This window comes from Acinetobacter ursingii DSM 16037 = CIP 107286, assembly GCF_000368825.1.
Classification (GTDB): Bacteria; Pseudomonadota; Gammaproteobacteria; order Pseudomonadales; family Moraxellaceae; genus Acinetobacter; species Acinetobacter ursingii.
Window position 1 is genome coordinate 192,721 of the sequence record NZ_KB849711.1, and the last position, 12,467, is coordinate 205,187.

Consider the following 12,467-nt stretch of genomic DNA (forward strand, 5'->3'; position numbering starts at 1 on the left):
TTATCGAAATTGGGCAAGATAGCCATCAAAACTCATCACGCTTTCTTGTTCCAGTTGATGTTGTTGTTGCAAGGATTGTTGAGCCAACTGCTCAAAATAAGCGGTTTTTTCAACACTTAATTCATATTGATCGTACATCTTGGCATAGTCATGTGCCAATACACTGCCAAAACTCCAGGTACCCCCATGTGCCAACGTATCCGCGACTACTTGAGCTGAAAGTGTCTGCTCAATCTGTTGCGCACGTTGTTGCATCACCTTCAAAGCATCACTGTACAAATTGCTCTGATAAAGTTCATCCAGTAGCTCTGCACATTTTTGTATCTGCTCAAGATGCTGTATGACCCAGCTTTGCACCGACTGCTCACCTGTTAGGCTCATGATTTTGGCGACGGTGGAACGCCCTTCATTCACAACCGTATTTTGATTGCGTTCTATGAGATCCTGTTCATCATCATGAATTTCAGGGCTTTCTGATAATAAGCAATATAAAGCCAACGCTTCTAAAAAACCTGCTGTCGTTTCATCAATACCAATCGGACTATAAGGATTGACATCTACTGCGCGTAATTCCACATAGCCGACCCCACGATTTTGCAAAGCCTGTGAAGGCGTTTCGTCATTTTGGGGAACTTGTTTGGGGCGAACCAGACTGTAGTATTCATTTTCAATTTGTAGGACATGGTCATTAATCTGAATCGGTTCACCCTGTTCATCATTTAAACCAAGCTGGGTAAAGGGTGGATACGGCGTTTTCACTGCCTTTTGCAAACCTTCGAGATAGGCCTGAATATCGTTATAATGAATACCCAGTTGTTTCTGTGCCGAGTTCTGATACCCCAAACGTCCCATGCGTAATGCGGTGGCATCAGGTAAATACATGGTGCCTTTAACTAAAGGCTGTAGATGATGCTCACGCCCTGTTAGAAAACAACGACATACCGATGGACTGGCACCGACCAGAAAAATCACCAAAGGCGTTAAACGAATAAAATTACGAATTAGACCAAAATAGCGATGGCTACGATAATCCTGCGCATTGAGTTGTTGTAATGCAGGATCGGTTTCGTGTTGCTGTAGTGCGGCAAACAGCGTCTCAGGAAACGATAAATTATAATGAACCCCTGAAATGGTTTGCATCCGACGACCATAACGGACTCCCAGACCACGGCGATACAGCGTCTTAAAACGCCCAATATTGGATGTACCATAATAGGCTAAAGGAATATTTTCTTCCTGATCATCCAGCATACAGGGCATCGACAGCGGCCACAGTTTTTCACCGGGATTTAAATGACGATGCACCACTGCATGAATATCTTTTAAATCTTCTAAAACCGCAGGAATGCTGTCTTTCGGCGGGGTGATAAACTCCATCAAAGCTTCAGAATAATCTGTCGTAATCCGCGGATGAGTTAAAGCAGAACCTAATGCTTGAGGATGCGGATTTTGCGATAAAAAGCCATTGCTCTGCATACGCAGACTTTCGCGTTCAATTCCCCGCAACATCCCTTGTAAGAGTGAAGAATCTACCCACGTCGGCACGACAGTTGGAGAAGCTGATTTGGGTTGACTCATGTACACCTGCTCGCTGATTTAAAGAACGATGAAAAAAATCATGACTTTAGTATAACGCGAAATCTGCCAGACCGCGCAGGACTTGATAGGATTTGCACAAACTGGCCGTTTCACTTTGACAATTTTTTATCACAAACTTGGTCTATAAGACATGTTTGATTTGTGATTTTATTGAAGAATAAATTAAAAGAGTGAAAATAAATGAATCCACAAGATGTCCTGAATTTTTGGTTTGCTCCTGAACAAGAACCGTTATGGTTTAAAAAAAGTGATGATTTTGACGCAAAAATTCATCGCCAATTTGCCGAAGTTCACCATCAAGCCACACAGGCAGAGCTATGGTCATGGCGTCAGGATGCCGAAGGCCGTCTTGCGGAAATTATTGTATTGGATCAATTTTCCAGAAATCTATATCGGGATCAAGCACAGGCTTTTGCCCATGACGCAATGGCGTTGGCACTGGCGCAGGAAGCCATTAGTCTGCAACTGGATGCAGAACTGAGCCCACCACAGCGTTCTTTTCTCTACATGCCGTTTATGCATAGCGAATCCAAACTGATTCATGAGTTTGCGCTTAAACTCTTCCAACGCTTAGGCAATCCAGTCAATCTGGATTTTGAGAAAAAACATAAAGCGATTATTGATCGTTTTGGACGCTATCCACATCGTAATGACGTGCTAGGTCGTGAATCAACAGCTGAAGAACGTGAATTTTTAACTCAACCCAACAGCAGTTTTTAAGTAATCTTTGTTTTACTCCGTGTATGTCTGATAAAAGGAGTTCGCGATGAAATATCTCTCACTCGGTGCCGCGCTTGCAAGTGTCTTGATCCTTGCGGGATGTGCCACAACACCACAAAAACCCAAAACCTTTGATCAATTAGGGCAATTTGCCACTTATCCGTTAAATAATCAGATTTACCGCATCAGCTTTAAAGCTGATCCCAATATGAGTTATGGTACAGCTGAAGAAATCACACTGGTTAAAGCCGCACAGACCACGATTCAGAACGGTTTTCGCTATTTTAAAGTGATGGATGATCCAAGTAATCAAACCCAAAAGCCGCCTCGTCAAGCGGTGGTGTATTCATCACCGAATTATTATCCGTATGGTTATTATCGACGTTATCCTGGTTTTTGGCCGGATCCCTTCTATGATTCACCACGTGTGGTCAATATCGATCCTGTCGAAGTATCGTATAGTATAGAATGTTATAAAGATCAAAAAACTGCATCCAAAGATGCCTTTGATGCAAGCTTGATCTTACAGTCATTAGGGAAAAAATATGGCTTAAGTCCGTCTGGTGCAGTGTTATTGCCTCAACCAGTCAACGCTCAACCCGCGGGCAGCAGCAACAACAAAAATTAAGACAGGATGCTTGCATGCAGGTTGAAGATACATCTCATTCTCCAAGTTTAAGTCGCAGTAAACGCTATGCCACGATTGCGCTACTCAGCGCAGTGGTGGCATGGATTATCCTCATGGTTCTGGCAAAATTCTGGCCTGAATATGCATGGATCATTCACATTTTGATGCTTTCTGCCGAAGCTGGCGTGGTGGGGGGACTGGCGGATTGGTACGCCATTACCGTGTTATTTCGTAATCCTTTTGGCAAGATCCCCATTCCCAAATTTTTACTGGATCACACTGAAATTATTCCGCGTAATAAGACCCGTATTGCCGAATCCATGGGGCGTTTTGTACAGGAAAATTTCCTGTCACCACAGGTGGTCGAGCGCAGTTTAAACAATACTGATCTCAGTCTGGCGATTGGACAATGGCTGGCCAATCCTAAAAATAGCAATCAGATTGTACAATTGATTCAGCAAACCGTTCCCAAACTATTTGAGTTTGTCAGTCAGGAACAAATTGCACGTTTTATACAGACCAATAGTGTGCAATGGGTCAAAAACACCCAAATCAATTCTCTTGCCAGTGAAATGTTACGCGCTGTACTGGAAAATGATTTTCATCAGGATGTATTGCAACGTGGACTGGATCTGGCGCATGAATGGATTGTGACTCATCCTGATCAGGCACGAGAATTAACCCGTACCTTGTTTAAGGAACTTGGTGTGTGGAAACTGGCCAAAGGTGCAAGCTGGATCGGGATTGATGTGCAACAACGCACCATTGATTCACTGATTGAGAAAGTCGAGTCGATGCTCGCCGACCCAGAACATCCGTGGCGACAAGGCATCGAGCAAGGTGCACAAAGCATGATGTTACAACTGGCAGATTCAAACAGTGAAGCCAGTCGTCGTTTAAATGAAGGTAAAAATGCCCTACTCGATAGTCCGCAAGTGCTAAACTTTATCAGTGGCGCAGTGGTGATCTTTTGTAATGCGATTAAGCAGGATTTACTTAAAGAAGATTCAGGCATTGCCCAAAATTTACGTATTGCGATTGAACAAATCGGCCAGAGTCTGATACAAAATCGTGCAGTGCGTGAAGTGCTCAACGAAAAAATGACGGGACTCGCGATTAGCTTTAGCGATCAATATAGCGATAAAATTATTCGTTATATCAGTGAGCGAATTCATGAATGGGATTCACGTGAAATGATTGCCAAAATTGAAAATGAAGTTGGCGGCGACTTGCACATGATCCGCGTCAATGGCGTGGTGGTAGGTGCGTTTATTGGTCTGGTATTAGGCATCATCCGCGCATTGGTCGATTATATGCTATAAGATTATTTTTCCAGATGAGAACCGATTGAGCCATGCAACTGTTATCCAAATTGCCTGATCAGGGCGTGACTATTTTCAGTACCATGTCTGCGTTGGCTCAACGTCTCAATGCGCTCAATCTCTCACAGGGTTTTCCAGATTTTGCGGCACCGCCAGATTTGATTGAAGCATTATGTGAAGCCACTCGAAATGGACATAATCAATATGCCGCAGGCGATGGCTATTTACCGTTACGCCAACAAGTCGCGCTACAATTTCAACAACGTGATCAGATTACACTTGATCCATTCACTGAGATCACCATTACCCCTGGCGCAACCATTGCCTTATTTGCCGCGATTCAAGCCACCATTCATCCGGGCGATGAAGTCATTATTTTTGACCCAAGTTACGACAGTTATGATCCTGCGGTACGGGTTGCAGGCGGTGTTCCTGTGCATATTGCGTTAGATGCCCCTGAGTTTAAGGTCGATTGGGACAAGGTTGCAGCGCAGATTAGCTCACGCACCCGTATGATTATCGTCAATACCCCACATAATCCAACAGGGACGATCTGGTCATATCAGGACTGGCAACAGTTAATTGCGCTGGTGGAAAAATATGATTTGCTGGTTTTGTCAGATGAGGTCTATGAACACCTGATTTTTGAGGGTGCTCGACATTGGAGTGCATTACATTTTCCTGAGTTACGTGAACGTAGCTTCGTGGTGGGTTCTTTTGGTAAAACCTTTCATGTGACCGGCTGGAAAACAGGCTATTGCGCTGCCAGTCCAACACTGATGCAATTATTTCGGCAGATTTATCAATATGCCAACTTTTGTGGCAATACCCCTGCACAAATCGCATTAACCCAATACATGCAGCAGCATCCCGAACACATTGCTGAACTGGCCGATTTTTATCAACACAAACGAGATACGTTTAATCTGGGTCTACAACAATCCCTGTTTGGCTTTACTCCTTGTCAGGGAACCTATTTCCAGACCGTCGACTACACTGAGATTCGCCCTGACCTGAATGATGTCGAGATGTGTTACTTTTTAGCCGAGGAAAAAGGGATTGTGGCCATTCCACTGTCTGTGTTTTATCAACATCCGCCTAAGGATTTGCGTTTAATCCGTTTCTGTTTTGCTAAAACAGAACAAACTCTACAACGTGCTGTACAGTTACTGAATGCTTGTTAACTCAGGTCAAGTCTTCGCGTAAAATAACAATCTTTTTTAAAGCAGCATGTTATTTTGTTAGTCAAGGATATCCATCACAATAACACTGACAAATTCATGGAGAATGAATGCCCCCTCACCGTCCACTGATTCAGCAACAAAAGCTCTGGAAGACCTTTCTGGTGTTTTTACTGCCGTTGATTGCCACCAATATCCTGCAAAATCTTTCAGGTACGATTAATACCGTTTTTGTCGGACAAATGATGGGGGTCAATGCGATTGCTGCGGTTGCTGTATTTTTTCCCATTCTATTTTGTTTGATGGCATTTGTGATTGGATTATCGGCAGGTTCTACTGTTTTGGTTGGACAGGCATGGGGCGCGCAAAATTTTGAAAAAGTGCGCAGTGTAGTCGGTTCAACCCTATTTATGACCCTGATTGGCGGCAGTATTATTGCCGCCTTGGGTGTATTTTTTGCGCCTCATATTTTATTGGCTTTAGGTACAGATCCAAGTGTTTTACACCTTTCTTTGCCCTATGCCCGCTGCATGCTCGCAGGTAGCCCTTTATTATTTGTGTATATTATTTACACCTCTATTTTACGTGGTGTCGGCGATAGTATTACACCGTTGGTGGCGTTATCTTTAACCAGTTTGATTGGTTTGGTGATTACGCCTGTGCTGATTGCAGGCTATTTTGGTTTTCCCAAACTCGGCATTATTGCGCCTGCCATTGCGACCATTACAGGTAATGCATTGGTTATTTTGTTTTTAATCATTTATTTGAATAAAAAAAATCACCCACTCAAACCCGACTTGGCTTTGCTCAAACATATCCGTTATGACGCGGAACTCACACGACTCATTTTACGTTTGGGGATTCCAACAGGTATTCAAATGGTCACCACCTCTGTAGCTGGACTGGTCGTAGTGGGACTAGTCAATCGTTTTGGCGCACATGCAACGGCGGCCTATGGTGCAGTCAATCAGGTCTTGAACTATATTCAATTTCCCGCTTTATCGATTGCGATTGCGGCTTCAATTTTTGGTGCTCAAGCGATTGGAATGGGTAAATCAGATCTACTGGCGCGCGTCACTCGTACAGCTTTGTGGATGAATATCATCATTACTGGAACCTTGGTGATATTGGCGTATTTATTTTCAAAATATCTAATGGCGTTATTTATTACAGATGACAGTGTGGTACAACTGGGACAGCAGCTCTTATTTATTGTGTTATGGTCCATTTTATTTTTTGGCGCCAGTGCTATTTTCGCCTCGATTATGCGCTCAAGCGGTGCCGTGACTATGCCTATGTTGATTAATATTGCCGCAATTTTATGTATTGAAGTGCCGTGCGCCTATTGGTTTAGTAGTCTCTGGGGATTAAAAGGCATCTGGTATGCTTATGCTCTGGCTTTTGTCAGTCTGTGCATTTTACAAGCTGGCTATTATCAATTTTTCTGGAAGAAAAAAGCCATTAAAGCGCTCATTTAGTGGCATAAAAAAAGCCCACTTTTTTTGGTGGGCTTTAGAGCATCTTTGTATTACATTTTATTGGTCAATTTGGTACCAAATTCGCTAACACGTTGATATCCTGTCGGTAGGAAACGCTGCATCAGATCCAGTACTTTTGCATCATTACCAATTAATAAACGGCGTTTATCTTTACGCACTGCCGCTAAAATTTGACGTGCCGCTTCTTCTGGCGGACAACGCAATAATTTATTAAATGCCTTGATTGATTTTTCAGGATGCATTCCCAGTGTTTTTAGGCTTTCATTCATTTTTGCTGAATTGGCAATATTGGTACGAATACCACCTGGGTGTACACAAAGTGCGCTCACCCCACAATTTTGCATATCCAGTTCTTGACGCAAAGATTCAGTAAAACCGCGTACCGCAAATTTGGTAGCGTTGTATGCCGACTGAGTAGGCTGCGCAATGAGCCCAAACAGACTGGAAATATTTACAATATGTCCATCTTTGCTTTGTTTGATAAAAGGTAAAAATTCTTTGGTGCCATACACCACACCCCAGAAATTAATATTCACAATCCATTCCAGTTCTTCATAGCTCGCACCCTCTACAGTCGAGCCCAATGCCACACCAGCATTGTTAAAAATCATATTGACTGAGCCATGATTTTGAACGGTTTGTTCAGCCCATGCTTTTACAGCATGACGATCCGATACATCCAGTTTTTGTGTAGTGACACGAATATTATAAGGTTTAAGCAGTTCTACTGTAGCTGCAAGTCCTTGTTCATTGATATCACTCAGTGACAAATGGCAACCTTCTTTTGCCAATAAAACAGCAAGTTGCTGGCCTATACCTGAACCTGCTCCCGTAACCGCAGCGACTTTATTTTTAAAATTTTTCATTGCCTGACCTTTTCCCTTAAATAGGTGTACACAAACCCATGCTGATGTACCTGATTCAATCACTATATTTTTGACAATACGTATTGTCAATACAATCTATCCGATCTAGAGTAAATACTCAAACAAATGACTGACGCGGTTATTTTGTTTAAAACTTGCTACACTCTGCATAACCAACGAGGATGCCTGTGATCAATGACCACCCCCGAAACTGATTCAAATACGAGACCAAAGCCGACAAAGGTCAATAAAGAACGTCAATTTAAAGGACTGTCTTTAACCGAACGTAAGCATGCGCGTCGTGAAAAACTCATTGAAGCAGGCATTGAAACTTATGGCATACAGGGTTTTTTTTCGGTCACAGTCAAAGACGTCTGTAATGAAGCCAAGCTGACCGAGCGTTATTTTTATGAATCCTTCAAAAAAAGTGAGGATTTATTTCAAACTATTTTCTTAAAACTGATTGAAACCTTACAACAGAATGTCATGCAAAGTGTCATGCAAGCGGCTCCCGATCCAGCCAAAATGATCGATGCAGGTCTGGGCGCATTGTTACGTACCTTGAAAGATGATCCTCGTTTGGCCCGCATTATTTATATTGATGCCATGCTGGTACAAGAGCTGCATAATCAGGCCACGATTCAGGAAACCATGCTGCGTTTTGACCGTATGATTCAAGCTTTTGTCATGCTGATGATGCCGAATTTACAACGTTCAGAACAGGAAGTTTCGTTAATTGCAACGGGATTAAACGGTTATGTTACCCAGATTGCAATTCGCTGGGTGATGGGTGGTTTTAAACAGTCTCAGGAAGATGTTCTATTTGCTTGCCGCACGGTATTTTTATCCCTTGTACAAACATTTTCCCAGAAACAAAAATAAATTTACTGTTCATTAAAGCCATTAAAAATTGAGTCTTTGTCATGAATTGGTCATCAGCCACGCAATTTTTTGTCACAATTCATGTTAAAAAAACCCGTTCTGATGAATTTTGCAATGATACTGTCATAATTAATCTTTGTAATAAGCCTGTCATAAATAAAACGGTCCGCCGTTCAATAAACTAAATAGGGTAATTGCGTTGTGAAAGATGACTATATTTTAATCGTCGATGACGAACTTCCCATCCGTGAAATGATTCATACTTCACTGGATATGGCGGGCTTTCAATGTTTACAGGCTGAAGATGCCAAACAAGCACACCAAATGATTGTTGATCAGCGCCCTGCCCTGATTTTACTGGACTGGATGTTACCGGGTGGCGTAAGTGGTGTTGATTTGTGCCGCCGTTTAAAACGCGATGAAACCTTGTCTGAAATTCCTGTGATTATGCTCACTGCACGCGGTGAAGAAGACCATAAAGTACAAGGTCTGGATGCCGGCGCAGATGACTATATGACCAAACCTTTTTCGACACGTGAATTGGTCTCCCGAATCAAAGCTGTATTACGCCGTGCCAATGCATTAAATGGTGAAAAAGCTATTGACGCCAATGGATTGATTTTAGATCCTGTCAGTCAGCGTGTCAGCTTTGGAACTCATATTTTAGAGATGGGGCCAACCGAATACCGCTTACTGGCTTTCTTCATGACCCATCCTGAACGTGCCTATACTCGTGCGCAATTGCTGGATCAGGTCTGGGGCGGTAATGTTTATATTGAAGATCGTACCATTGATGTACATATTCGTCGTTTACGGAAAGTCTTAGAACCTTTTGGCGCAGATCGATTTGTACAAACCGTGCGTGGTACAGGTTATCGTTTTTCAACACGTGCAGATTTAGCACTAGGTTAAAATACCCTTTATGTACGAACCCTATCCCGTCCCCGATCTTGCCCGTGAACATAAACGTTTTCGCTACAGTAGTTTATGGACATTTGCCAAACAGGATTTAAGACTGCTGGCTTTTTTGCTGATCATTGCAGCGTTTGTGGGATTTGGTCTCGACCTTTTAGGTATTTGTATTCTGATCGCCTTTTTGATCTTTTTTGTGCTGCAACTACGTTCACTGTACATCGTCAACGAATGGATTTCCAATCGTCCTTACGACACGCCACCTAACCTGAATGGGATTTGGGGTGCCTTATTATTTAACGTATATCGTGCCCAACGGCAGGAACGCGTAGTTCAAGCAGAAATGGTGGGACTCATCGATCGCGCTCAGTCTTCATTGGTTGCTTTAAATGAAGCTGTGGTTTTGATTGATGATTTACAACAAATCGAATGGTGTAACCCTGCGGCGCAGCATTTGCTGGGCATCAGTCTGTTGGATCGCGGCACCAATGTGTTAGGGATTTTAAGACAGCCCAGTTTCATTGAATACTTTAATCATATTGATCAGGCACCTGATGGTATCAAGCTTAAATCCTCGATACTGGACGATCATTACGTACAAATTAAATTGACGCCTTTTGGGGGCGATAGTGTATTGCTGGTCGCTTACGATATTACGCGTATGCATAATCTGGAGCAAATGCGTAAAGATTTTGTCGATAATATTTCACATGAGCTACGCACACCACTGACAGTCTTGAGTGGCTACATTGAAACCTTTACCGATCAGGAAGATTTAAATCCGCGCTGGAAACGTGCCTTTGATCAGATGCAATCACAGACCAAACGGATGAATGCTTTGGTCAATGATTTGCTCTTGCTTTCAAATCTGGAAAATAACAAAAAAATTGCTAAAAACCAGATTATTGAGATGCCAAGTCTGATGAATCAACTGTTTGACGATGCACAGGCGTATAATGCCGATTATGGACATACGCTCAATCTGGATATCGATAGTCACTGTGATTTGATTGGTTCAGATATGGAAATTGCCAGTGCCTTTAGCAATCTGATTACCAATGCGATTAAATATACCCCCAAAGGTGGCATCATTACCATTGGTTGGCATGATGATGGTGAACATGGTTATTTTACCGTTCAGGACAATGGTATCGGTATCGATCCCAAACATTTACCACGTTTAACCGAACGGTTTTATCGGGTGGATAGTGCACGAAGCCGTGCCACAGGCGGAACGGGACTCGGACTTGCGATTGTTAAACATGTCTTGATGCAACATGGTGCTTATCTGGATGTAGTATCCAAAGAAAATAATGGTTCTTTATTTAAAGCTGTTTTCCCTAAAGAACGCTTGTATCAAATGGTTTAAATTTGGCTCAAAAACAAGATTACAATGAACTTAACGCATCGACACCAAAAGCATTCAAACAAATAAGAATGTACCTGAAACCGACTACATAATAACTGCCCATTGTTTTTTATATTAAAACTCCAATCTAATAAAACAAATCGTAAAGTCCATATGAATACGATTAAAACGGTGAATCTGGATATTGCACAGCAATTACTGGATATCGGCATATCTAAAGCAAAAGAGCTTCAATCTCCATCTAATATCGCAATTGCGGATGCTTATGGCTATCTTCTCGCACATGTCCGTATGGATCAGGCTCAACTCCCGAGCATCGAGCATAGTATTAATAAAGCTTATACAAGTGCTTTATTTCAAAAGCCAACCCAAGAATTAAAAGAACCGAGTGAACCCAACGGTGAGCTTTATGGCTTAAATAATACGCTGAATCAAAGAGTGATTGTTTTCGCAGGTGGTGTTCCACTCTTTTTGGATGAACACGTAGTGGGGGCTGTCGGTGTCAGTGGCGGTACAGCCGAGCAAGATCAAAGCATTGCTCAGGCGATTGCAGATCATTTTAATCAAACCAAAGAAAAATCCATTTAAAAGGTGATAAACACATGAGTAAAAAGATATTAATTACAGGCGCAGGTTCAGGTTTTGGCAAATCAGTTGCTTTTAAATTAGCAGAACTTGGTTATGAGGTGATCGCAACTGTTGAAGCCGTTGCACAGATTCAGACCTTAAAAGACGAAGCACATCAACAAGGGTTAAATATCCAGTTTGAAAAACTGGATATCACCAATGATATTGATCGTGAGTTTATTTCTAATTTTGAAATTGACATTTTACTCAACAATGCAGGAATTTCAGAAGGTGGTGCTGTGGTTGATATTCCTGAATACCGATTGCGTGAGCAGTTCGAGGTGAATGTATTTGGGACAATTTTACTGACCCAAAAATTTGCCAAACAGTTTGTTGAACGTAAATCAGGAAAAATTATTTTTATTTCCTCAGTCGCTGGCTTGACCACTGATCCATTTACAGGTGCATATTCTGCGTCTAAACATGCCATTGAGGCTTTTGCAGAAGCGCTAAATAAAGAATTGCATGAATACAATGTCAAAATTGCCACAGTAAATCCTGGCCCTATCTTAACCGGATTCAATGACCGTATGTTCGAGACATGGAAGCATTGGTACCCAGAAGATCAAGCCAATACTGTATTTAACTATAGCCAACTTGCCTTTCCGCATAAACAATACGATCCAGAGCAAGTCTCTGACATTATTGTCAAGGTAGTAACAGAAGAGCAAAAAACCTATCGTAATTTAGCACCCAAAGAGATTGAAGCAGATGCAAAAAAACAAATGGCTGAAAAATGGGATCGACTCATCCACACAGATGCAAAACGTGATCCTTTGGTTGAAGACGCCTATACGCTAGAGCCTGAAACACCCAATGGAAAGTAGTCTAATCTGAGATCATCATCAAAAAGCCGATGAAG

12 protein-coding genes are annotated in these 12,467 nt (G+C 42.2%); 10 read left to right on the forward strand and 2 right to left on the reverse strand.

The features are described from left to right. On the reverse strand, nt 1-1,578 hold the full coding sequence (gshA, locus tag F944_RS01905; RefSeq protein ID WP_004985962.1) for a glutamate--cysteine ligase: 1,578 nt from the start codon (nt 1,576-1,578) through the stop codon (nt 1-3). Nucleotides 1,579-1,779: 201 nt separating this feature from the next. Between gshA and F944_RS01910 the strand changes: the two genes are divergently transcribed. The 5 genes from F944_RS01910 to F944_RS01930 all read left to right on the forward strand — a co-directional run bounded on the left by F944_RS01910 (nt 1,780) and on the right by F944_RS01930 (nt 6,928). After that, on the forward strand, nt 1,780-2,319 hold the full coding sequence (locus tag F944_RS01910) for a DUF924 family protein (protein ID WP_004985964.1): 540 nt from the start codon (nt 1,780-1,782) through the stop codon (nt 2,317-2,319). A 46-nt stretch (nt 2,320-2,365) separates the two neighbouring features. Beyond that, nucleotides 2,366-2,947 (forward strand): CC0125/CC1285 family lipoprotein, encoded by a 582-nt coding sequence (locus F944_RS01915; protein ID WP_004985966.1) that lies wholly within the window; start codon nt 2,366-2,368, stop codon nt 2,945-2,947. A 14-nt stretch (nt 2,948-2,961) separates the two neighbouring features. Further along, nucleotides 2,962-4,269, forward strand: a complete 1,308-nt coding sequence (locus F944_RS01920) for a DUF445 domain-containing protein (protein ID WP_004985969.1) — start codon at nt 2,962-2,964, stop codon at nt 4,267-4,269. 32 nt (nt 4,270-4,301) lie between these two features. After that, complete coding sequence (locus tag F944_RS01925; protein WP_004985971.1) at nt 4,302-5,453, forward strand: methionine aminotransferase; 1,152 nt, start codon at nt 4,302-4,304, stop codon at nt 5,451-5,453. Between the two features lie 107 nt (nt 5,454-5,560). Continuing rightward, the gene (locus F944_RS01930) at nt 5,561-6,928 is read left to right on the forward strand and encodes an MATE family efflux transporter (protein ID WP_004985975.1); all 1,368 of its coding nucleotides are present in this window, start codon (nt 5,561-5,563) and stop codon (nt 6,926-6,928) included. 50 nt (nt 6,929-6,978) lie between these two features. On the opposite strand, the gene F944_RS01935 is transcribed toward F944_RS01930, so the two are convergent. Next, a complete protein-coding gene (locus tag F944_RS01935; RefSeq protein ID WP_004985978.1) occupies nt 6,979-7,815 on the reverse strand; it encodes an SDR family NAD(P)-dependent oxidoreductase in 837 nt (278 codons plus the stop codon). A gap of 195 nt (nt 7,816-8,010) precedes the next feature. Between F944_RS01935 and F944_RS01940 the strand changes: the two genes are divergently transcribed. From F944_RS01940 to F944_RS01960, 5 genes are all read left to right on the forward strand, one after another. After that, nucleotides 8,011-8,697 (forward strand): TetR/AcrR family transcriptional regulator, encoded by a 687-nt coding sequence (locus tag F944_RS01940; RefSeq protein ID WP_004985980.1) that lies wholly within the window; start codon nt 8,011-8,013, stop codon nt 8,695-8,697. Nucleotides 8,698-8,898: 201 nt separating this feature from the next. Further along, nucleotides 8,899-9,609: a phosphate regulon transcriptional regulator PhoB gene (phoB, locus tag F944_RS01945; RefSeq protein ID WP_004985981.1), complete on the forward strand. Its 711-nt coding sequence runs from the start codon at nt 8,899-8,901 to the stop codon at nt 9,607-9,609. A gap of 10 nt (nt 9,610-9,619) precedes the next feature. After that, nucleotides 9,620-10,978, forward strand: coding sequence for a phosphate regulon sensor histidine kinase PhoR (gene phoR / locus F944_RS01950; protein ID WP_004985986.1), 1,359 nt, complete (start codon nt 9,620-9,622; stop codon nt 10,976-10,978). Between the two features lie 153 nt (nt 10,979-11,131). Next, entirely contained in the window at nt 11,132-11,566 is a 435-nt protein-coding gene (locus F944_RS01955; protein WP_004985987.1) for a GlcG/HbpS family heme-binding protein, read from the forward strand. A gap of 14 nt (nt 11,567-11,580) precedes the next feature. After that, complete coding sequence (locus F944_RS01960; RefSeq protein ID WP_004985989.1) at nt 11,581-12,432, forward strand: SDR family oxidoreductase; 852 nt, start codon at nt 11,581-11,583, stop codon at nt 12,430-12,432. The last annotated feature ends 35 nt before the right edge of the window (nt 12,433-12,467 follow it).